The 21,470-nt window shown below is 68.6% G+C and carries 21 protein-coding genes, 1 tRNA gene, 1 pseudogene and 1 riboswitch; of the genes and pseudogenes, 12 read left to right on the forward strand and 11 right to left on the reverse strand.

Annotated features, from left to right (window positions below; genetic code table 11):
• The first annotated feature begins 130 nt into the window (after positions 1–130).
• The 5 genes from ABIC70_RS19615 to ABIC70_RS19635 all read left to right on the forward strand — a co-directional run bounded on the left by ABIC70_RS19615 (position 131) and on the right by ABIC70_RS19635 (position 3,252).
• On the forward strand, positions 131–820 hold the full coding sequence (locus ABIC70_RS19615) for a MotA/TolQ/ExbB proton channel family protein (RefSeq protein WP_043354911.1): 690 nt from the start codon (positions 131–133) through the stop codon (positions 818–820).
• 53 nt (positions 821–873) lie between these two features.
• Positions 874–1,356, forward strand: a complete 483-nt coding sequence (locus tag ABIC70_RS19620) for an ExbD/TolR family protein (RefSeq protein WP_043354910.1) — start codon at positions 874–876, stop codon at positions 1,354–1,356.
• A 4-nt stretch (positions 1,357–1,360) separates the two neighbouring features.
• Positions 1,361–2,356, forward strand: coding sequence for an energy transducer TonB family protein (locus ABIC70_RS19625; RefSeq protein ID WP_043354908.1), 996 nt, complete (start codon positions 1,361–1,363; stop codon positions 2,354–2,356).
• A gap of 299 nt (positions 2,357–2,655) precedes the next feature.
• Positions 2,656–2,985, forward strand: a complete 330-nt coding sequence (locus ABIC70_RS19630; RefSeq protein ID WP_052083634.1) for a hypothetical protein — start codon at positions 2,656–2,658, stop codon at positions 2,983–2,985.
• 6 nt (positions 2,986–2,991) lie between these two features.
• A complete protein-coding gene (locus ABIC70_RS19635; protein WP_043378655.1) occupies positions 2,992–3,252 on the forward strand; it encodes a BrnA antitoxin family protein in 261 nt (86 codons plus the stop codon).
• A gap of 31 nt (positions 3,253–3,283) precedes the next feature.
• Here the strand turns inward: ABIC70_RS19635 and ABIC70_RS19640 are convergent, their stop codons facing one another.
• The 3 genes from ABIC70_RS19640 to ABIC70_RS19650 are packed head-to-tail and all read right to left on the reverse strand — an operon-like array spanning position 3,284 to position 5,063.
• The gene (locus tag ABIC70_RS19640) at positions 3,284–3,790 is read right to left on the reverse strand and encodes a YaiI/YqxD family protein (protein ID WP_043354907.1); all 507 of its coding nucleotides are present in this window, start codon (positions 3,788–3,790) and stop codon (positions 3,284–3,286) included.
• Positions 3,787–3,990: a hypothetical protein gene (locus ABIC70_RS19645; RefSeq protein WP_179696931.1), complete on the reverse strand. Its 204-nt coding sequence runs from the start codon at positions 3,988–3,990 to the stop codon at positions 3,787–3,789. Before ABIC70_RS19645 ends, ABIC70_RS19640 begins: the two co-directional genes overlap by 4 nt.
• Entirely contained in the window at positions 3,990–5,063 is a 1,074-nt protein-coding gene (locus tag ABIC70_RS19650) for an adenylate/guanylate cyclase domain-containing protein (protein WP_075380534.1), read from the reverse strand. Before ABIC70_RS19650 ends, ABIC70_RS19645 begins: the two co-directional genes overlap by 1 nt.
• Before the next feature lie 281 nt (positions 5,064–5,344).
• Between ABIC70_RS19650 and ABIC70_RS19655 the strand changes: the two genes are divergently transcribed.
• Positions 5,345–6,184 carry an aldo/keto reductase gene (locus tag ABIC70_RS19655; RefSeq protein WP_279899212.1) on the forward strand — a complete coding sequence of 280 codons (840 nt, stop codon included), beginning with the start codon at positions 5,345–5,347 and terminating at the stop codon, positions 6,182–6,184.
• A 13-nt stretch (positions 6,185–6,197) separates the two neighbouring features.
• Here the strand turns inward: ABIC70_RS19655 and ABIC70_RS19660 are convergent, their stop codons facing one another.
• The 3 genes from ABIC70_RS19660 to ABIC70_RS19670 form a co-directional block, all read right to left on the reverse strand.
• On the reverse strand, positions 6,198–7,748 hold the full coding sequence (locus ABIC70_RS19660) for a diguanylate cyclase (protein ID WP_354440715.1): 1,551 nt from the start codon (positions 7,746–7,748) through the stop codon (positions 6,198–6,200).
• A gap of 252 nt (positions 7,749–8,000) precedes the next feature.
• Positions 8,001–10,193, reverse strand: coding sequence for a transglycosylase domain-containing protein (locus tag ABIC70_RS19665; protein WP_354440717.1), 2,193 nt, complete (start codon positions 10,191–10,193; stop codon positions 8,001–8,003).
• Positions 10,194–10,333: 140 nt separating this feature from the next.
• Positions 10,334–10,717, reverse strand: a complete 384-nt coding sequence (locus ABIC70_RS19670) for an ATP-dependent helicase (protein ID WP_354440719.1) — start codon at positions 10,715–10,717, stop codon at positions 10,334–10,336.
• Positions 10,718–10,901: 184 nt separating this feature from the next.
• On the opposite strand from ABIC70_RS19670, the gene ABIC70_RS19675 reads away from it, so the two are divergent.
• Complete coding sequence (locus ABIC70_RS19675; RefSeq protein WP_354440721.1) at positions 10,902–11,399, forward strand: hypothetical protein; 498 nt, start codon at positions 10,902–10,904, stop codon at positions 11,397–11,399.
• Positions 11,400–11,514: 115 nt separating this feature from the next.
• Positions 11,515–11,760 (forward strand): hypothetical protein, encoded by a 246-nt coding sequence (locus ABIC70_RS19680; protein ID WP_043352457.1) that lies wholly within the window; start codon positions 11,515–11,517, stop codon positions 11,758–11,760.
• Between the two features lie 11 nt (positions 11,761–11,771).
• On the opposite strand, the gene ABIC70_RS19685 is transcribed toward ABIC70_RS19680, so the two are convergent.
• The 3 genes from ABIC70_RS19685 to ABIC70_RS19695 form a co-directional block, all read right to left on the reverse strand.
• Positions 11,772–12,842 carry an acyltransferase family protein gene (locus ABIC70_RS19685; RefSeq protein WP_274927013.1) on the reverse strand — a complete coding sequence of 357 codons (1,071 nt, stop codon included), beginning with the start codon at positions 12,840–12,842 and terminating at the stop codon, positions 11,772–11,774.
• 113 nt (positions 12,843–12,955) lie between these two features.
• Complete coding sequence (locus ABIC70_RS19690) at positions 12,956–13,324, reverse strand: HNH endonuclease family protein (protein WP_274927012.1); 369 nt, start codon at positions 13,322–13,324, stop codon at positions 12,956–12,958.
• 13 nt (positions 13,325–13,337) lie between these two features.
• Positions 13,338–14,168, reverse strand: a complete 831-nt coding sequence (locus tag ABIC70_RS19695) for an alpha/beta hydrolase (RefSeq protein ID WP_274927011.1) — start codon at positions 14,166–14,168, stop codon at positions 13,338–13,340.
• Between the two features lie 119 nt (positions 14,169–14,287).
• Positions 14,288–14,393: riboswitch (TPP riboswitch) on the forward strand.
• Positions 14,394–14,464: 71 nt separating this feature from the next.
• Here ABIC70_RS19695 and thiC point away from each other — a divergent pair.
• From thiC to ABIC70_RS19710, 3 genes are all read left to right on the forward strand, one after another.
• The gene (gene thiC, locus ABIC70_RS19700) at positions 14,465–16,351 is read left to right on the forward strand and encodes a phosphomethylpyrimidine synthase ThiC (RefSeq protein ID WP_043352437.1); all 1,887 of its coding nucleotides are present in this window, start codon (positions 14,465–14,467) and stop codon (positions 16,349–16,351) included.
• 764 nt (positions 16,352–17,115) lie between these two features.
• Complete coding sequence (locus ABIC70_RS19705; protein WP_354440724.1) at positions 17,116–17,457, forward strand: hypothetical protein; 342 nt, start codon at positions 17,116–17,118, stop codon at positions 17,455–17,457.
• 527 nt (positions 17,458–17,984) lie between these two features.
• Positions 17,985–18,059 (forward strand) — tRNA-Gly (locus tag ABIC70_RS19710).
• An 829-nt stretch (positions 18,060–18,888) separates the two neighbouring features.
• Here ABIC70_RS19710 and ABIC70_RS19715 read toward each other — a convergent pair.
• Positions 18,889–19,035 (reverse strand): annotated as a pseudogene (locus ABIC70_RS19715) (IS3 family transposase); the annotation flags it as partial.
• A 93-nt stretch (positions 19,036–19,128) separates the two neighbouring features.
• On the reverse strand, positions 19,129–20,568 hold the full coding sequence (locus ABIC70_RS19720; protein WP_354440726.1) for an aminotransferase-like domain-containing protein: 1,440 nt from the start codon (positions 20,566–20,568) through the stop codon (positions 19,129–19,131).
• 356 nt (positions 20,569–20,924) lie between these two features.
• Between ABIC70_RS19720 and ABIC70_RS19725 the strand changes: the two genes are divergently transcribed.
• On the forward strand, positions 20,925–21,407 hold the full coding sequence (locus ABIC70_RS19725; RefSeq protein ID WP_012317268.1) for an MSMEG_0572/Sll0783 family nitrogen starvation response protein: 483 nt from the start codon (positions 20,925–20,927) through the stop codon (positions 21,405–21,407).
• The last annotated feature ends 63 nt before the right edge of the window (positions 21,408–21,470 follow it).

The raw sequence follows: 21,470 nt of genomic DNA on the forward strand, positions 1-21,470 counted from the left end.
CGGATGGTTTGACGGTCGATCAGACCAAACCGCCCGGCGGCGAGGGTCGCCGGGCGGCCTGCGGCTTTCGCCGCACCCCGAGATGACGGCGGCGCAAGGCCGCGTGAGACCAAGACGCCAGGAGCCCGCGATGGACCCGACACAAGCGCCGATCGAGGCGGCCCACGACTTCTCCTTCCTCGGTCTGTTCCTGCAGGCCGACCCGATCGTGAAGGGCGTGATGATCCTGCTGGTGATCGCCTCGATCGCCTGCTGGACGGTGGTGTTCGAGAAGATCATCCGGCTGGCCGCCGCCCGGCGTCAGGCCAAGGCCTTCGCCACGCTGGTCCGCTCCGGGGGCAGCCTCGACGGCGAGCATCGCGGCATCGCCGGCCACGTGGTGAAGGCGGCCATCGACGCGTGGCGCGATCAGGATTCCTCCGAGACCCGGGCCGAGCGCCGCGACCGGATCGAGCGGGCGATGAAGGGCGCCCTCACCCTCGAAGTGAAGCGCCTGCGCACCGGCCTGTCGCTGCTGGCGACTTCGGGCTCCACGGCCCCGTTCGTCGGGCTGTTCGGCACCGTCTGGGGCATCATGAACTCGTTCTCGTCCATCGCCCGCAGCCAGGACACGTCGCTGGCCGTGGTGGCCCCGGGCATCGCGGAGGCGCTCTTCGCCACGGCGATCGGTCTCGTCGTCGCGATCCCGGCGGTGATGGCCTACAACAAGCTGTCGAGCGACGTGAGCGGCATCCAGAGCACCTTCTCATCCTACATTTCGGTTCTGGGCAATCGTCTCGCGCGCGACCGCGCCGGCGCCCATCGGGCGGCTGCCGAATAGAGCCGCCGCGCCCGCCCGCACAGAACCGAACGTAACGGTACCGGAGACGCCCCATGGCGATGGGATCCCTTCGCGCGAACGACGACGACGACCTCGACGACATGCCGATGTCCGACATCAACGTCACGCCGATGGTCGACGTGATGCTCGTGCTCCTGATCATCTTCATGGTCGCCGCACCGCTGATGACCACCGGCGTGCCGGTCCAGCTGCCGAAGACGGCGGCCCCCAAAGTCGCGCAGTCGAAGAAGCCCGCGGAGGTGACGGTCGACAAGGACGGCAACCCGTCCATCGCCAAGGAGGTGTTCACGATGGACAGCATCGTGCCGCGCCTGCGCGAGATGGCGGCTGCCGACAAGGATCAGGTCATCCTCGTGCGCGGCGACCGTGACGTGCCCTACGGCAAGGTGATGGAGGTGATGGGCCTCGTCGGCCAGGCCGGCTTCACCAAGGTGTCGCTGATCGCGCAGTCGCCCGGCGGCGCCGCTCCGGCAGCGGCCGCCGCTCCGGCCGCCTCCGCAGGGACCGCGCGCTGAACCGATGAGCACCTTCACGTCGACGGATCTGCCGGTCGGGGCCGGCGAGCGCCGCCCGTCCGGGCTGGTCGCCGCCTTCCTGGTCGCCCTCGGGCTGCATGCGCTTGCGTTGGCCGCGATGATGTTCCTGCGGCTGGCCCCGCCCGCGCCGCCCGGCGAGCAGCAGATCACCGTCGACCTCGCGCCGCTCATGACGGATGCGACCACCGAAGCTCCGGCGGAGCAGCAGATGAGCCAGGAGGCCCCGCCGGAGACGAAGCCGGTGGACGCGCCGCCCGACGAGGCCGTCCAGCCCCCGCCGCCGACCGAGATGACCGAGGTCAAGCCGGAGGACACCCAGCCGGTCGAAGCGCCGGCGGAGGCGCAGCCGGTCGAGGCGCAGAACCAAGTGATCACCTCCACGTCGGAGGCGGCCGAGCCGCTGGCGGCGCCGCCCACCGAGGTCGCCAAGACCGAGGAACCGCCGAAGCCCACACCGGACCCCGCCAAGCTCAAGGCGGAACGGGAGGCCAAGCTGCGGAAGATCCGCGAGGAGAAGCTCCGCGAGCAGAAGCGCGAAGAGGCGCGTCAGGAGCGCCTGGAGGAGATCCGCGAGGCGAAAGCCAAGGCCGCGCGCGAGGCGAAGGCGCGTGAGGCCAAGGCCCGGGCGGGCGCCGAGCGGAGTTCGGCCTCGGCCTCGCGTCAGAATGCGGTCGGCCGGGCCGCCGCAGGCAACGATCCGAGCGCCATGCGGCAATGGCAGGGCGCGATCAGCGCAGCGATCCACAGCCGGATGAACGTGAACGCGGCCGTCGGAACCGGGGGCGGGACCGCGGTGGTGCGCTTCACCGTGATGCGCTCGGGCCAGGTGACGGGCGCCGGCCTGGCCCGCTCCAGCGGGATCGGCCAGATCGACAGCGCCGCCCTCGCGGCGGTGCGCGGCAGCATGCCGGCGGCGCCGCCCGGTGTCACGCTGTCGAACCTGACGGTCTCCATCCCGCTTCGGTTCGGCGTGCGCTGATCGAACGACGATCGGGGCCGATATCTCTCGTCAGAACGCGGACCCGGGCCGCATGGACAGGTCGACCCGCACGAAGGGTGTGCGCGGTCAGTCCCGACCGTCGATCCGGATTCGCCATCGGCGTCGCGGGCATGCTAAAGCCTTCGCGAAGCTGCTCTCCTTGCGCGCCTGACGGCGGTGCGGGAGGGCGAATGATCCGGCCTTGCCCTCCGCCCGTCGAACAGGCCGGACCCGCTCAGACACCGTCTCGCGCAGGATGCGTCGGGTCGGATCCGTCGAGCCGGGGTGAAAGGGACAGGATGAGCGACGAGACTGAGTTTGACCTCGACGAGGTAAATGCCGTCCGCGACGCGGAAGCGGAAGCGAAGACGCGTGCCGAGAATCGCGCTGAGCGTGCGGAACGTGCGGAGCGCATGGCGCGCGAAGGCGCCCAGGCCATGGCGGAGCATCACGCGGCCATCAAGGCTGTGGATGAGCGGACGCTTCGGCTGCGCTCGCTGCGCCTCGCCAAGGAGGCCGCAGACGCGCAGGCCAAGGCGGCCGAGAAGGAAGCCAAGGCGGCCGCCAAAGGCTCCGCGAAGAAGGCCGTGAAGAAGGCGGCACCGAAGAAGACGACCGCGAAGGATTAGGGGTCGATGGCCGAGGACCGCAACCGCCGCCGCTTCACCGATCCGCGCGCGACCGCCGAGGCGGCTTTCCGGGCCGCGACGACCCCGAAGCCGGCTGCCCCGCCGCCGCAACCGGCCGCACGGCCGACGACGATCCCCGGCTCGCGGGAGGTGGTGAGCTTGCGTCTCGACAGCGCCGTGCTCGCGCATTTCCAGAAGGACGGGCCGGGCTGGCAGGACCGCATCAACGAAGCGCTCAGAAGCCTCGTCCCGGCGGACGACGCCTGAATCGTCCATTTGATCGGAGGGCGGCCAGGTCTCAGCCCGGCTTCGGCCGGTCACGCAGGATCCGGTTCACCGCCCGGTCAAGGGCGGACAGAAAGGCCGATCGGTCTGCGCGCGAGAACGGCTTCGGCCCGCCCGTGATGGTTCCGGCTTCGCGCAACGATTGCATCAGGTCGCGTGTGGCGAGCGCGAGGCCGATCCCGGACTCGCTGAAAGGCTTACCGGTGAAGGCCAGAACCGTGGCGCCGGCTTTCACACAGCGCGCAGCCAGTGGAACATCGGCGGTGAGCACGATGCTCCCGGGTCCGGCCCGCGCGGCGATCCAGTCATCGGCGGCGTCGAGTTCCGAACCGACCACCACGCGCTCGATCCAGGGCTCGCGCGGGAGATTCAGCACGCTGTTGGCGACGACGTGGACGGTGAGGCCGTAGCGTGCGGCCACCCGGTAGGTCTCGTCCTTCACCGGGCATGCATCGGCGTCGAGATAGATCGCCGGGCCGGTCGGGGTGGCACGCGTCGGGTCGCTCGTGGCAGCGCTCATGACCGGGGCACGACCTTCGAGATGAAGCCCGCCAAAATCAGAAGCACACCCAGGCCGAACTGCCAGCGCTCGATATCGCCGCCCACCGACAGCACGATGGCGCGGCCGAAGACCACGACCCCGATCAGCGGCAGGCCAAAACGGAGCGCCATCTTGACGGCAGTCAAGGTATTGGCGCGGGCGGCGCTGACACGGGCCATCAGCGGGCGACCGCAGCGCGGCGCGGCGCCAGATCCGCCACGGCGGCACTCTCGACAGGACCACGCTCCAGCGTCGCCACGGACAACGGCGCGCCGCGGCCGCGGAGGGCATGGGCGCCGAGAGAGCGCGCCCGGACGCCGGCTGGCAGGCGCGGAAGACGGCCGAGGAGATCCTGCGAGATCAGGATGCCGACCCCGAGCGGGCGGCACAGGGCCTCGATCCGCGACGTCACGTTCACGGCGTCGCCGAAATACGCGATCTTGTGGCGGTCGACTCCGACTTCGGCCGTGACCACCGAGCCGCCATGCAGCGCCGCCCGCAGCCGCGGCACCGTCCCGAATCGGGTGGTCCAGGCCGCGGCATCCGCCTCGATCCGGTCGAGCACGTCGAACAGGCAGGTGATGCAGCGCGCGTCCTTGAGGCCGCGGGCCATCGGCCAGGTCACCATGGCGAGATCGCCGACATAGTCGTCCACGGATCCGCCGTTGCGCCGCACCGGCTCGGCCAGCGTCGCGAACACGGCCCCGAGATACTCCTGGGCGCGCAGGTCCCCGTGCGCCTCCGCGAAGGCGGTGGAGCCGACGACGTCGAGGAACAGGAAGATCCGCTCCTCCGCCACCGGCTTGTGGTAGCGGCCGATCATGAAGTTCACGAACACCTCGCCGCCGATCAGATCGCGCATCCGGATCACGAAGACGAGGAGGCCGGACACGGCCAAGGCGTAGGCGAGGACCCGCGCGGTCATCCGGGTCGCGGTCGTCAGATCGTCCGGTGTCAGGGCGAAGGCCCAGACGACCAAGCCGCCGAGGGCGTTGCCCGCCATGATCATCAGGACGTAGGCGAGTTCCGCGGCCAGCACGTAGAGCCACGCCGGCAGGCGGCGGATCCGCGTCTGCAGGCCGGCCAGGATCAGCCCGCGGTCGAAAGCCAGCACCGTGGCACCCATGCAGAGGCCGTAGGTGAATCCGGCGAGGGGAGAGGCGCCAGCCGCGAAGATGATGTTGTAGAGCAACCCCGCGCCGGCCGCCGCCAGCAGGATCAGACCCCAGAATATCCGATGGGCCGGCAGCATCGACACATCTCCAGCATGGCCACTGACGGACCGGGTGTCGCGTGGCCGGGCGCGGCGGCGCCCTGCGGGAGGCGCAGGCTCGGCATACCCGCGCAGCCTGACCTCGAGCCTGGGCCTAAAGTTTAGCGTCGCGGAAGGCCGCCAGCCATTGCTCAACGCCCCAAGATGGCGCGAGTAAGGCGTGCCGGGGAGTTGAACGGCGGACCCATGACACGTCGGCGGCCCGATCCCGACCGGATCGCCGTCAGCAACCCCTGTGACAGCGAAAAGGGAGCGCTGCCATGTATGCCAGGAGCTTCGGCGCGATGCGCGTCTCGGTCCCGGTCATCGGCCAGGGCACGTGGCACATCGACAGTTCGGACCGGACGGATGCGATCCGCGCGTTGCGGGCCGGAATCGACGCCGGCATGACCCATATCGACACTGCGGAGATGTACGGCGACGCGGAGGCAATCGTCGCCGCCGCCATCGCGGATTGCCGCGAGGAGGTCTTCCTCGTTTCGAAGGTGGTCCCTGGCAATGCGACGCGCCGCGGCGTGGCGCGGGCCTGCGAGGCTTCGCTCCGACGCCTGCGGACGGATCGGCTGGACAGCTATCTGCTGCACTGGCCGGGCCAGCACCCGCTCGAGGAGACGATCGCGGGCTTCGAGGATCTGCGCCGGGCGGGCAAGATCCTGTCCTGGGGTGTCAGCAATTTCGACGTCGAGGATCTCGACCGCGCCCTCGCCATTGCGGGGCCGGACCGGATCGCCTGCAATCAGGTCCTCTACCATCTGAACGAGCGGGCCATCGAGCATGCCGTGCTGCCCTGGTGCGAGAAGCACGGCGTCGCGATGGTCGGCTACTCGCCCTTCGGCAGCGGCGACTTTCCCGATCCGGCCAGTGCTGGCGGCCGCGTCCTGGCGGGCATCGCGCGGAGCCATGGGACGACGCCCTACGCCGTGGCCCTCGCCTTCCTGACCCGGCTGCCCGGCACCTTCACGATTCCGAAGACCGGTCGCCCGGACCGGGCCATCGAGAATGCCGGCGCGGCGGACCTGCATCTGGGTGCGGCCGAGATTGCCCTGATCGACGCGCATTTCCCTCGGGGGCCACGCCCCCGGATCCTGCCCATGCTCTGAGCCGCGGGCCGGCTCAGGCCCGCATCGCGAGGGTCGGGGGTGCGCGCGGCGGTGCGGCCCGCACCCGATTGCGGCCGGCCTTCTTGGCGGCATAGAGGGCCGCGTCCGCCGCCGTGAAGAGGCCATCGGGCGGATCCCCGCTGGCCGGATCGGCGGAGGCCACGCCGATGCTGACCGTGGCGCTGCCGCCGACGTCCGGAGCATGGGGGATCCCGAGGCTCACCACCGCGCGGCGGATGCGCTCCGCCGCCGCCCCCGCCGCCGTCGCATCGAGTCCCGGCAGCAGCGCGACGAATTCCTCGCCGCCGATCCGGAAACTCAGCCCGCCGGTATCGAGCGTCTGCTGCAGACACAGCGCCACCGCCTTGAGCACCTCGTCGCCGCGTTGGTGGCCGAAGCGGTCGTTGAACTGCTTGAAGTGGTCGGCATCGACGATCAACAGGGCCAACGGAGTCCGCAGTCGCGCGGCACGGGTCCACTCCACGGCGAAGTGTTCGTCGTAGCTGCGCCGGTTCGGCAGCCCGGTTAAGCCGTCGGTCCGGGCGAGCACCGCGAGTGCAGCATTCGCTTCGCGCGTGGAGGCCTCCGCGGCCGCCCGGCGACCCACCTCCCGGTGGAGCAGAATTGTCAGCCCAAAGGTGAGGACGCAGAGACTGAGGATCAGGATACCGACGATCGCCGCCTTATAGATCCAGACCTCGCGGATGCTGTCGACATCCGTAGCCACCGTCACGATCAGCGGCAGGTCGTCGAGATTCGCGAAGCTGTAGACCCGGTCTACGCCGTCCAAGGCCGACCGTCCCTGAAACTCGCCGCGGGCATGCGCCTGATAGAACGTGTGGGCCGGACTTGCACGGATGCTCTGCCCGAGCAATTGCGGCCGGGCCGGCGCGCGGATCAGGAGCGTCCCGTCCCGATGGAACACGTTCAGGGCGATACCGTCATCGAAGCGCAGCCGGTCGAAGAGCGCCCGAAAATGCGCGAGTCTGATCGATCCGTACACGATCCCCGCGAAGGAGCCGTCTGCCGTCTGGATCCGCCGGGTCATGCGGATAATGCGCTCCCCGGTGAGACCGGACTGAGTCGGTCCAGTAAGGATCAGACCCGCATCGGGATTGGACTTGTGGATCTGGAATTCCGGCAGCGTGCTCAGGTTGGGCCGGTTCCGCAGGTTGGGATCGCTCGTCAGTTGGACATCACCCGCCGCATCCGTGACGGTGATCGGGCCGAGACCGGAGCCCGCGACGGCGGTGTCGAACACGGCCAAGCGTCTGAGTTCCGGGTCCAGAATTATGATATCCGCGCGGTGCGCCAAGCGTGCGGAACTCTGCAGGGAGAGATCGTAAACCCGCAGGCTGTGGCCGACCCCCTCCTCGATCACGGCCAGGAGGTTCGCGGCGTTGCGGCGCGCATTGTGCCAAGCGACATCGCGGAGATCAAGGCAGAGATAGACCCCGAGCAGCGTCAGGCAGAGCAGCAGGCACGTGCCCCCCAGCGCGATCAGACGCGAGGCGCGATCGGCGAGGTGGACTCGGATCGCTGTGGCAGTCGCGCGCGGGACCATGGGCTCGATCGGGTTGCCGCCAGCCCCGGCAACCGGGGAGCGGACTTGCTATCGACCCGAATTCTGAGTCCCGAATATTGAAAAAGGCGTTATTCTAGGGATTAAGAAGCGTCCGATTTGCGCCAATATAGATCAATCGGCACCGGGCCTATCAGTGCTGCCGCGTCAAGTCCGCGGTCAGCCGGATTTCGAGCACCGTCGATCAGGCCCGCGATGGGGTGGCGAGTTCCGGGCCGTCACCGATCGGCGGCGTCAGTCGCCGATCCCGAACAACTTTTCGATGAAGTTGCGGTCATCCTTCTGAGCGCGCCGTGCCGGGGCGGACTGGCGCGGCGCGGGTGCCTCCGGTTCGCCCAGAATCTGCCCGAGGAGCCCGCCCGGTGCAGGCGGCGCGGCACTCGCCACCGTGGCGGTCGTCTCCGGCTGCCTGCGCCAGCGGTTCAAGCCGGGAAGCGGGACCGGAGTCTGCCCCTTCAGCGCCTGGGTCATATACGACTTCCAGATCTCCGCCGGCAGATTGCCGCCGGTGACCTTCTTGGTCAGCTCGCCGTCGTCGTTGCCGAGCCAGACCCCGGTGACGAGGCTGCCCGAGAAGCCGATAAACCAAGCATCGCGGTAGTCCTGCGTGGTGCCGCTCTTGCCCGCCAGGTCCCAGCCCGGGATGTCCGCCTTCTTGCCGGTGCCGCTGACGAAGACCTCGTGCATCATCGCATTCATCATGCCGTCGGCGTTGGCATCGATGACCCGGCCGAGACCGTTGTCGGAGCGCTTGTACAGGACCTTGCCGCCCTGGCTCTTCACGGCGGTCACCACGTAGGGGATCACGCCGGTGCCGCCGTTGGCGAAGGCCCCGTAGGCGCCGACCATCTCCAGCAGCGTCACTTCGGACGTGCCCAGGGCGATGGAGCCGTTGGCCTGGAGCGGCGAGGTGATGCCGAGCCGCTGGGCGGTCTGCACCACGGTCTTCGGGCCGACCTCCTGGCCGAGCCGCACCGCGACGGTATTGAGCGAATGGGCGAGCGCCGTCCGCAGGGTGACAGGCCCCTCGTACCGGTGCGAGTAGTTCTCCGGGGCCCAGTTGCCGATCCGGACCGGCGCGTCCTCGCGGACCGTGTCGGGCGTGGCGCCGTGCTCCACGGCAGCGAGGTACACGAAGGGCTTGAACGAGGAGCCGGGCTGGCGCTTCGCGGTCGTGGCACGGTTGAACTGGCTCTGGGCGTAGTCGCGCCCACCGATCAGCGCCCGGATCGCGCCGTCGGGCCGCATCGAGACCAGCGCGCCCTGGCCGACATTGAAGCGCGCGCCCTTGGCGTTGAGCTCGTCGGTGAGCACCTTCTCGGCGGCGGCCTGGAGGACGGGATCGACGGTCGTCTGGACCGTGATGTCGGTGTCGAACTTGCCGACGTAGTCGTCGAGCACGTCCATCACGAGGTCTGCGACGTAATTGGCCGAACCGCCGCCGCGGGCATTGGTGGGCTTCGCCGGCTGGGCGAGCGCCACCTTCACGTCCTGCGGCGCGGCGAAGCCGAGTTCCTGCATCGCGGCGAGCACCTGGGCGGCGCGGGCCTGGGCGGCCGGGAGGTTGCGGTTCGGAGCGAGCCGCGACGGCGCCTGAACGAGGCCGCCGAGCATCGCGGCCTGCGCAAGGCTCACCTCCTTGGCGGGCTTGCCGAAATAGCGCTGCGCGGCCGCCTCGACGCCGTAGGCGCCAGCGCCGAAATAGACACGGTTCAGGTAGAGCTCGAGGATCTCGTCCTTGGTGTACTTGTGCTCCAGCCAGAGTGCGAGGATCGCCTCCTGGATCTTGCGCGAGGCGGTCCGCTCTTGCGTCAGGAACAGATTCTTGGCGAGCTGCTGCGTCAGGGTCGAGCCGCCCTGCGCGACGCCGCGCCGGGTCAGGTTCTGACCGATGGCGCGCAGGATGCCGACCGGATCGACGCCGAAATGCTGGTAGAAGCGCCGATCCTCGATCGCCACGAAGGCGCGCGGCAGGTAGGGCGGCAATTCCTTGATCGAGACCACCCGGCCGCCGGTCTCGCCGCGATTGGCGAGCAGCGAGCCGTCGCTCGCCAGGATGGCGATGTTGGGAGGCCGCTTCGGCACCGCGAGCTGGTCGATCGGCGGCAATTGCGACGCGTGGTAGGCGATGAGCCCGGCAAGCCCGATCACCCCCCAGAGACCGAGGACGACGGTGCCGTAGACGATGCGGCCGAGCCAGGACCGCCGGCGTCGGCCGCGACCCGAGGCCTTCGCCCGCCCGGTGGTCCGCGCCGGCGCCTTGTTCGGCTGCCGCGCTCCTCCGCCGCCCGATCGCTTCGCCACGCCGTCTCCTGCCCCCCCGGGACGGTCCTCCCGGGACAGGCGCAGATCGAGTTCGCCGCGATCCCGGACACGCCCCTCGGGCACGTCGAAGTTCGGCTCAATCCTGCCCCGACCCTTGGCCATGCATCCCGTCTACGAATGTTCCGCCGCAGCGCGTCTGTCCGGCCCGCCGCAGGACGGTTTCCGCACGCTAAATGCGGCGGTTTAAGGGGCCGTTATCGAAGCGTTCGGCGCCCGTTCCCCATCCCGCGCGCCGATACGCCCTAGCGTTGGGCAGGGGGCTGGACGGCCGGCGCGCCGAGCACCCGTCGGGCCTCCGTGAGCAGCACGGAATGGCGGGCCGATTGCGGACCTGAATCCGGCGTCTCACGGCCCAGCCGGGCGATGCGCGACCGGAACAGGCGTCGGCGCAGGCCGAACCAGCCGATGCTCATCAGCAGCGCCTGAAGCACCAGACGGACGGCCTCCGTCCGCTCGCGCTCCTCGGCGACCACAGCCGAGAGCTCCGCCTCGCGGCGAAGGGCAGCCTCCAGCTCCTCCCGGACGGCGGCGCGGGCCGCCTCGTCCTTGCGCGCCGCGTCGAGCTGGATCCGGCATTCCTGCAGCGCGCTGAGCAACAGAAGCTCCTGCGCGGACGCATCCCTCATCAAGGCCTCCTGGGGCGCCCTATCCCGTTCGACCACGGGTGGCTCCGCCCGATCATCGTCATGGCGGTGCCAAAACAGCCCGCACGGATCCGTGCGCGACGCCATAGCGAGCGCGGCCGCTGGCCGGAAGCCGCCGACCGGATTATTCGGCACGCGGACCGCGACGCAATGGGGAATCGGGGACGTGCAGATTCGGATCGCTCTGGCCTTCGGAGCCATCACGCTGGGAGCCGGCACGGTTATGCCCGCGCCGGCCCGGGCCTATCAGCTCGACACGGTGAATCTGGTCGGCTGCGCCCAGGAAGGCGGCGTCTGCCGGATGCCCTACGCGACCAACGTCTATTACGGCGTGCCCGGCCGGACCAACGGTCGGCCGTTTCCTCAGGGCGGCGCCGTGCCCTGCAACAGCCAGACCTTCGGCGATCCCGCACCGGGCCAGGCGAAGAGCTGCTGGTACGCACCGCGCATCACTGCGGGCGGCTCTGGCGGTGGCGGCTACGGCGGTGGCGGATACGGCGGTGGCGGATACGGCGGTGGCGGGTACCGGAGCGACGATTACGACGACCGGCGCGACGCCTATCGCTATGGCCGCGACTACGACCGGCCGCGCGCACGCCGCCCGTACGACGACGATTATGGGCCTGGGCCGCGCCGCTACAGGGATGATCCGGACGACTATTGATCTCGATCTGAGAGCGCAGGCAAGGGATCGTATTTGCCCTGTTAACCCCCATCCGGCATCGTCCCGGACCGCGGAGATCGTCTCCGCGGACCCGCGGGTGCGGATGGGGGAGTCGATGAGGGAGAATCGCCGCGGCGTCTTCCGGAAGAACGCCTTCACCTTCGGCGCGGTCCTGCTCGACGGCGGCGAAGTCAGTTGCCTGGTCTGGGACGCGACCGAGGTCGGCGCCCAGATCGAGGTCGACGGCGATCATGTGGTGCCGGACCGCTTCCCGCTCCGCGTGAGCGCCGGCGCCGAGCCGCGCGCGGCGGCCGTTGCATGGCGGCGCAGCCGCCGGATCGGCATCGCCTTCGAGGGCTGAAGCCGCCCGTCTCAGGTCGCCTGCAGGACCGGGCGGGTCCGGGACTCCGACCCCACGAGCCGGCACCAGCGCGGCCGCACGAACAGCAGATCGAGCGCCGTGCCGCGAACCAGCCGCTCCAGGACCAGCGGCAGCAGCACCGCCACGGTCATGACGATGAGGCTTGCAAGTCCGATATCGGCGATGGCTCCGGTGCGCACGAGGATCTCCCGGGTCGCCGCCATGGGTAGCGAAAAGGCAAGATAGATCACGATCGAGCGCTGCCCGCAGGTTCGGACCGCCTCGGCGATCGGGCCCCCGACGCGGCCGAGGAGCGACGCCGCCACCACGATCGCGAGCGCACCGGCGGCGCCGAGGGCGAGGCTCACCAGCGGCAGGCTGGCGAGGGTCGGGTGATTCGGAAGGCCCGACGGAGTCAGCGCGAGCCAACCTTCCACGAACGCCCATGCGGCGAGGCCGCACAGGGCGAGCCGGACCCGGTGCCGGGCCGCGTCCGCGAGGGCGAAGATGCGGCCGGCGAACAGATAGCCGGCGACGAAGAAGACATATCGGGCGCAGAACTCCTCGATGAGGGTCGACTCGCTGCGGATGTCGGCAATCTGCAGCACGGCGGCACCGGCGAGCAGCACGGCGTCGGGCACGCGGCGCAGAGCCTTGGTGACGACCGAGAACACCGCGAGCAGATAGATGAACCACAGCGTCGAGTAGGGTTCGATCAGGGCATGGGCGAGATGCGCCGCGAAGGCCGTGGGGCCGTCATCGCCGACGATCTTGCCGTATCTGGCGGCCGACTGGATCACGAGCCAGAGCAGGTAGAAATAGGCGAAATGGACCACCCGGCGGTCGGAGAACAGGCGCCAGTCGCGGTCGATCACCCGCCCCATGAACAGGCCGGACAGAAGGAAGAAGTCCGGAATCCGGAACGGCTTCGCGAAGGCCACGACCGGATGGAGGAAACCTTCCCCGCCCATGGCGTCGCCGGTGCCCGTGACGGAATGCATCATGACCACCAGGAGGATGCAGATCCCCTTGGCGATATCGACCCAGGCGAGCCGATCACCCGTATCCCCGACCCCGGCCATCGTCCCACCCTCGCGATCGGAGGGATCCTGGACCGGTTTGGGTTGACGGCGATGAACGCGATCGCCGCAACCTGCGGATGTGACGAACGGTCGGTAAACGCCGGCGGTCAGACCTAGCGCCGCGCCGACCGCCGCGCGCGGGTCATACGCGTCGCGGCGTGAAAATCGTCCGGCCGGCCGCGCACCCAGGCGAGGAAGCGGGCTATCTCCGGATCGGTCCGCAGGGCTTCGAGATCGGCCAGGCGCTTGGCGATCTCGGCCTCACTGTAGCGTGCATGGATCGCCGAGTGGCAGATCTGGTGCAGGCGGACGGTACCGCGATGGGTTCCGCCCTTGAGCTTCGGGGTGAGGTGATGGAGGCTGGAGCGAGCGCGATGCGGAATCGGGCGCTCACAGAGCGGGCAGACCGGCTCGGGCCGGCCCTGCGCACCCGGTGCGTCCGGATCCTCGGCGCTCCAGCGCTGCGAGCGCCGTCCGACCACGCGCCCCCCGCTCCTATCCTTGCTGATCGGCCGGCTGCGGGCAGGTCGGACCGACACGCTCTCTGAACATCGCCTCGGCCTCTCGGTCCCGCCCCCCCAGGATGGACGTGTGGTCGCCCGGGATCACGGCGATCCGCGCCCGCGGGCCGGCTGCTGCGGCGAGGCCTTGCGCCAACTTGAGCGGCACCACCGTGTCGTCACGTCCCTGCACGATCAGAACCGGCGCAGTTCCGCCACGGATGCGCGTGTCCGAGCGGTATGTGTCGCGCAGGAGCCAGATGGGGACTAGCGGGACATGCAGCCGCACGGTGTGGATCATCGAGTCGAACGGGGCCTCCAGGTAAAGCCCGATCGTCGGCACCCGTTCGGCGACTGCGACCGCAACGGCCGCCCCCAGCGAATGGCCGTGCAGCAGGATCGGCGCATCGGGCGCCTGTGCCCGCGCGGCGTTCACGGCCGCCAGGCCGTCGCGGATCAGGCCGTCTTCGCTGGGGCTGCCGGTCGAGCCGGGATAGCCGCGATAGGCCACGGTCAGCAGACCCCAGCCGCGCGCCCGCCACGGCTCCGCGGCGAAGCGCTCCGCGTGCGGTTCCGGGCGGGATCCATTGCCGTGGAAACTGACGATGACGCCGCAGCCCGGCCGCGGCGGCCGCCACAGTCCGTGCAGGGTCTCGCCATCCGAGGTCGCGACCGTGATCGTCGCGACCCCGGGCGGCACCGGCCAGGGTGTCGGCGCGCTGAAGGCGCCCGGATAGAGGAAGCGGCGCTGTCCGAGGGCGAGCGCGGCGCAGGCCAACCCGCAGAGCAGGAGCACGGCGAGCAGGAGGCCGGCGAGGAGACGCATGCGATGCGGGGGAGGCCGTGGGGTTGAGAAGCGGATGCGTTCGATCGAACGGTTTTCGGGATGTGTTTTCTAGGGCGCCCGGTCAGCATTGACAAAGCCGTCCGCGCGCCTGAGTCTGGAACCGTTCCGAGGGGAGCCCCGCAGGGGGCTGAGATTGGGCACGCTGCCCTGACCCTTGAACCTGATCCGGCTCATACCGGCGGAGGGACGGGAACCTGCGGTCGCATGTCGCGCGGCCCCATCTCATCTCGGCCATCGCGTGGACCGGACTGCTCCAGCACGAGGAGAGGCCCACGATGAACGCACCCGTTCTCCCCAAGGATGTGAAAGGCAGCCCGGAGACCGTGACCACGGGTCCGGTGACCGGATCGCGCAAGGCCTATGCGAGCCCGGCCGGACGGCCGGACATCCGCGTCCCCTACCGCGAGATCGTCCTCTCCGATCCGAAGGAGGAACCGGTGCGGGTCTACGACCCGTCGGGCCCCTACACCGAGACCGACGCGCGGATCGACCTCAATGCCGGCCTCCCCGGCGTGCGCGAGCCCTGGATCGCGGCTCGCGGCTACGCGGCCGTCGCCCCGCGGGCGGTGAAGCCCGAGGATAACGGCTTCGCGGGCGACAAGCTCGTGGCCCCCTGCCCCGCCGAGCGGACCATCCGCAAGGCGGCCCCGGGCCAGAGGGTGACCCAGTACGAGTTCGCCCGCGCGGGGATCATCACCGAGGAGATGATCTACGTCGCCCATCGCGAGAACGTCTGCCGCGAGAAGATGCTCGCGGGCGCCGAGGCCGCACTCGCCGACGGCCAGAGCTTCGGGGCCTCGGTCCCGCCCTTCATCACCCCCGAATTCGTGCGCGACGAGATCGCCCGCGGCCGGGCGATCATCCCGGCCAACATCAACCACACCGAGCTGGAGCCGATGGCGATCGGCCGGAACTTCTTGGTCAAGATCAACGCCAATATCGGCAACTCGGCCGTGACCTCCTCGGCCGCCGACGAGGTCGAGAAGCTCGTCTGGTCGATCCGCTGGGGCGCCGACACGGTCATGGACCTGTCCACCGGCCGCAACATCCACAACATCCGCTCGTGGATCATCCGGAATAGCCCGGTCCCGATCGGCACGGTGCCGATCTATCAGGCGCTGGAGAAGGTCGGCGGCGACCCGCTCAAGCTCGACTGGGAGGTCTTCAAGGACACGCTGATCGAGCAGGCCGAGCAGGGCATCGACTACTTCACCATCCATGCCGGGGTGCGTCTCGCCCACGTGCCGCTGACCGCCCGGCGCGTCACCGGCATCGTCTCCCGCGGTGGCTCGATCATGGCGCGCTGGTGCCTGGCCGGACACCGCGAATCGTTCCTCTACGAGCGGTTCGACGAGATCTGCGACATCATGCGGGCCTACGACGTGTCGTTCTCGCTGGGCGACGGCCTGCGCCCGGGCTCGATCGCCGACGCCAACGACGCCGCCCAGTTCGGCGAGCTGGAGACGCTGGGCGAGCTGACGAAGGTCGCCTGGGACAAGGGCTGCCAGGTGATGATCGAGGGCCCCGGCCACGTGCCGATGCACAAGATCAAGGTCAACATGGAGAAGCAGCTGAAGGAGTGCGGCGAGGCGCCGTTCTACACCCTCGGGCCGCTGACCACCGACATCGCCCCCGGCTACGACCATATCACCTCGGGCATCGGCGCCGCGATGATCGGCTGGTTCGGCACCGCGATGCTCTGCTACGTCACCCCGAAGGAGCATCTCGGCCTGCCCGACCGGGACGACGTGAAGACCGGCGTGATCACCTACAAGATCGCTGCCCACGCCGCCGACCTCGCCAAGGGCCACCCGGCCGCGCAGCTGCGCGACGACGCGCTCAGCCGCGCCCGGTTCGACTTCCGCTGGGAGGACCAGTTCAACCTGGGCCTCGATCCCGATACGGCCCGCCGCTACCACGACGAGACCCTGCCGAAGGACGCCCACAAGGTCGCGCATTTCTGCTCGATGTGCGGGCCGAAATTCTGCTCGATGAAGATCACCCAGGATCTGCGCGCCGAGGTGCTGGCGATGGAGGAAGCCGGCGAAGTCGTGGGCGCGTCGCCCGCGATGTCCAAGGCCGAGGCCGAAGCCGGCATGCGGGCCAAGTCGGAGGAGTTCCTGGCCGAGGGCGGCAAGCTCTACGTCGACGCCGCCGAGTGAGGCCAAGGCACGCCCGGTCCGATCCGGATGCGGGCGTGCCGCCGTTCCGCCCCGGCGTTCCACCGCACGGGGCCTCGATGTCGAGGACCGCTCCGGGTCGGGCGCCATTGGTACCGCGCATCGCCGCACGCATCTGATCCGCGGCGATGCCGACGGCCCGCGGGGTGCCCAGTTCGATGATCGGGGCGCAAATCCTTCTCTGATCCGCCTGGACAGAGCGGAGCGTTTCCAGTCGCAGGCGCTTCCTGTCAGGTGCCCCGTAGCCGCCCGACGCGGCCTTGCTGAGCAAGCGGGTATCCCGATCCTGAAAATGGGCACCGGATGCAGCACTTCGGCTGCGCATGCGATCACGATGATGCAGGCGCGTCCGACATCGACCGGTCCGCGCCCGAAGATGGCATTGAGCCGCGCAACGATCTTGCAGCGAGGCCTGCGGACAAACGGGTCACGCTTCCCCGATCGTCTCCAGTCTCCTGCACGGCGAGCGCGCGCATCGCGATGGCGAACATCGGAAAATATCTGCCCCGACCGCCCTCCGGACAACACGGAATGGCCCGGGGTACGGTCGCGGGTGAACGGATCAGATGCGCGACGAGCCGCCTCTCGGGGAGAAAGCCGCACGGATTTGTGTCGCAACGCTAACGGGATGTTCATCGCATCTCGGACCGCGAGCCACCATCCGGTGGATCGCCTGCTGCCGTTAACCGCTGGTTAGGCAGCCGCCCGTCTCAATCCTTCGATCACAGGATCGCAGGAGACCGGCCATGGAGATCCGTCCGCTGACACCCCCGACGTCGGGGCCGCAGGGCCTCGACGCCCTCGGCGCGACGGCCGCCGCCGCCGTGACGCAGGAGGCCCCCGTGCCCCAAAGCACATCCGCGCCCCTCGAACCCGCGGTGAAGCTCGACATCGGCGCAACCGGCGGTAAGGCGCGCTACATTCAGGACCCGGACACGAGCACGATCGTCTTCCAGGTGGTTGATCCCGCGTCCGGCAACGTGATCGATCAACTCCCCAGCGAAACCGCTCTGCGCAATCGCGCCTACGATTCCGCACGCGGCACGCAGGGGGCACAGACCACCGGCAGCCTCTCCCGCGTCGCCTGAACGCCGTCGGTCAGACGCGTAGCCAGCGGCCCGACGCAGCGGGCGGGGCCCGGGCTGAACCGCGCCAGGGACAGGAGAGCCACCAGAGCAAGCCGCCACGCGACGAGGAGGCTGTTCTCGACAGGCGGCGCCGGGGCCGGGATTCCGATCGACCGGCTTCGAGACGACGAGCTCACTGCCGTCCAGGGCACACAGAAATCGCGCTGATTCGCGCGCACGGCCATGCAGGGGTCGGATGCCGGGCCGCGAAATCGGGGATCCAGGTCAGCGCCTCCACCGGATCGCAAGGCGTATCCGAACCCATCGCGCCTTCGCCGGGCAGCACAAGGAAGATCGCCCTCGGAACCGTGATCCTTTTATGTGCCGCGGACAGTTCGCGTGAGATTTTTCGGGCCTCGGAGCCGCTCTGAGAGGTTCCCATGCGTTTGACGCCATCACCGTCGAACTGCTAGACGGTTGGCGCACATGAAGGCCTGGGACCGGACGGATCGACCGTCGTCAACGCCGGATCCGGACCAGTCATGTGGGCGGGCGTAGTTCAGTGGTAGAACGTCAGCTTCCCAAGCTGAATGTCGTCGGTTCGATCCCGATCGCCCGCTCCAAAGACTTTTTCACTTGTCCAAGGTATCAGGCAGCATCGTCGTTCGCTGCTCATCAGCCGGCGACTGTTCTCGTACGACGATTGGACAATAGACCCAGCCTCTCCAGTGCGGCATTTCGTCTGGGGTAGCTGCTAATGTTCGGCGGCTGCAAGGCACGTCCCGCGAAGGAATAACCATCGTCCGATGGGCCTGAGGGACCACCGGGCTCAAAGGAGCCGCGCGAGGGCCGTGGCTGATCGTCTGACCGGACGCGAGGCTGCAACAATCCCCTCCCCTCAACTGCCAGCCCGTTCCTTCAAAGCATTCGGTCATCCTGACTTCGTACCTTCGTTCGTTCCGCAGGAAGGCTGGCGCCATTGTTTCGAGCCGGAAGTAGGAAAGCTGGCCCGGAAGGTTCCGCACGCCGGAGAATGGGACGGCAGGCCTTCCTGCCGGAACGAAGGCTTGGTTGAAAGTCGAGACGACCAAGTCAGTTCTTAGATTTTATTCGCGATTCCGATTGTTTATCGATACGAACGAAGTACAGCGACCAGGTTTTCATCGCGCTCGTGGGCCGATGTCGGCAATAGGCGATCTTTTGGATCACCTGCCGCCTATCCGAAAGATGATGGTCAGTTTCGATCGACCATCAACTCCGTATTTCCTGACCAGGTGCGCTGGACTGTCAGCGTCGGGCGGAACAAGTTCGGCAAGCCAATCATCGTCCGGGTGATCGCGCCAACGATGCTTGCGGAGCGCGACGTCGAAGCAAGCCGGATCCCGGAAAGCCGATGGCGCCACACCCATCGGCGCTCGACGAGGGCCGCAGCCAGTTTCTTGAGACGTCTCACTCCTTGCGCCAGCAGTTATCACTCTGCGCGGAGATCTCCGCCTCCTCGCACGCCGGCGCCAAGCTCTTGCCTTGGGCTATCCGCACCTCGATCTGGCGCAGCTTCAGCACCACCTGTCGCGCACCCGTCTTCCGGCCTCGCCGCATGTCCGACTCCTCCGGTCCTGGCTGATCCCCTCAATCAGCCCGGCCCAAAGCCGGCCGGTCAGGTCACTTCGACCTGTGCGCGGCTCGGACGGGTCAGATATAGGCGGAGGCCAGGGCCGGCGAGCCTTCGAGCGCGTGGGCGAGCACTTCCAATCCGTGCGTGATCTGCTGCCGGGTCGAGGGGCCGCCGAGACAGAGACGCACCGCCTCCGGCGGCGTCCCCGCGATGCAAAACGGGTCGCTGCCGATGACGCCGAGCCCGGCCGACCGACCTTGGCTGGCGAAGGCCGAGCGCGTCCAGCCCTCCGGCAGCGTGATCCAAACGTGGAAGGCATGCGGGTCGGCAGTATAGGTCCCGGCCGGAAGCATCGCGGCCGCGATGCGCTGGCGCGCGGCCGATTCCTCGCGAACGAACTGGACGATGGCCTCCGCCGTGCCATCCATGATCCAGCGCGTCGCCAAGGCCGTCGCGATCGGCGAGGCCATCACGGTCGCGGCTCGGAGTGCGCCACCGAGCGGCAGGGCGGAACGGGCGCTCGGGGCGACCAGGAAGGCGAGGCGAAGTCCAGCGCCCAGGCACTTGGCGAGACCCGCCACGTAGTAGGTGATCTCCGGAGCAAGCTCCGCAAAACTCGGTGGCGGAGTCGGGCAGATGCGCGCGTAGGCGTCGTCCTCGATGATGGTGACGGCGTATCGCCGCGCAACCGCGATAATGGCCTCGCGCCGCGCCCTGGGCAGGGTCGCGGTGGTGGGGTTCTGCAGCAACGGATTCAGGTAGATGGCCTTCGGTGCGACTTTGGTGCAGGCGGCGGCAAAAGCATCCGGGTCGACCCCGAATCGGTCCATGGGCAGATCGACGAGGCGCAACCGCAAATGCGCGGCGAGCGCGCGGATGCCTGGATAGGTAATCCGCTCCGCGCAGATCGTATCGCCCGCCTGGGCGACCTGACCCAGTATGCTGAACAGGGCGCTGTGCGCACCGGGGCAGATCAGCAGACGCTCCCGGGGCGGGACGATTCCGCGGCCTTTCAGCCAGCGCAGAGCCGCTTCCTTATCCTCCTCGGTGCCGCCGAAGCCCTGGTAGCGCAGCAGGCTGGTGAGATCGCCGGACAGGTCCACGAACGCGGCTTGCATGCGGGCTTGCAGGGCCGGCGCGTCGGGCTCTGGGGGCAGGTTCATGGTGAAGTCGACCGGCCCGATCCGACGCGCTGCCGCCGCACCGCTCGAACGGGGCGGACGCGCCGGATCGATCACGAAGGTCCCCTGGCCGACGCGCCCCTCGATCAGCCCGCGCTTGTGGGCCTCGACGTAGCCGCGCGAAATCGTCGTGAAGTTCAGGTCGAGCGCCTCGGCGAGTGCGCGCTGGGTCGGGAGGCGCGTCCCCGCCGTCAGACGCCCGGTCCGGATGTCATTGGCCAACGCCTCTGCAATGGCGAGGTAACGAGGCTTACCCCACCGCTTCAGATCCGGCACCCAGAGTCCGACCCCATCCGTCTGCGGGTTGGGTCGTGCGTCTCGCTCCGGCGAAGTCATGCGTGGCGGCCCAGATCATGATGCGATCAATGCGTGATTGTATGGCTAGCAATAGCCATACCGCGGCCATACCTCGAACATTCCCTGGGTGATTTCCATACAATCCATATAATTGCAGATCCGCGAATGCGCACGCGTTGGCGATTTTTTGTCCACGTCACGCCCATCTGGTAGGCCCCGGATACAGATCCAGCGAACCTAAGCCGTGATTATTGATCGCATTATTGTATGAATATAACACCCACGCTTTATATGGCCCATTGATCGAAGCCCTCTGGCACACCGCTTGCCCTGAATGGACTGCGACCGCTCGAAGATCAGTCTGCCGCGGTTCAATTCATCGAGGAGAACGATCAATGCCTGCTGTGAACCGCGAGCCTCACAAAAAGGGCGATGTCCTGGTCGATTACGAGGAGAAGGTCTTCGAGGACGTCAAAGCCGAGCCGGGCCAGAAGGCGCTTGTCACCTTCCACACCGTCGCGTTCGAGGGCTCCATCGGCCTCGTCAACCTGCTTCAGGCGACGCGCCTGCAGCGCAAGGGCTTCGAGACGTCCATCCTTCTCTACGGCCCGGGCATTACGCTGGGCGTCCAGCGCGGCTTCCCGAGGCTCGGCGACGAGGCCTTTCCAGGTCACCTCAACTTCAACAACCAGCTTGAGAAGTTCATGGCCGAGGGCGGCAAGGTCTATGCCTGCCGGTTCTCGACCCAGGCGCTCTACGGACACGGCGAGGCCGCCTTCATCGAGGGCATCCGCATGATCAATCCCCTCGACGTGCTCGACTGCATCCTCCTGCACAAGCGCGACAACGCCGTGATCATCGACACCTGGACCGTCTGACCGGGCCCTCGGCCCCCAATCCGGGACGTCGCATCCGGCGGCCATGCGGGACGTGGCCGCCGT

The organism is Methylobacterium sp. 1973, assembly GCF_040545035.1.
Classification (GTDB): Bacteria; Pseudomonadota; Alphaproteobacteria; order Rhizobiales; family Beijerinckiaceae; genus Methylobacterium; species Methylobacterium fujisawaense.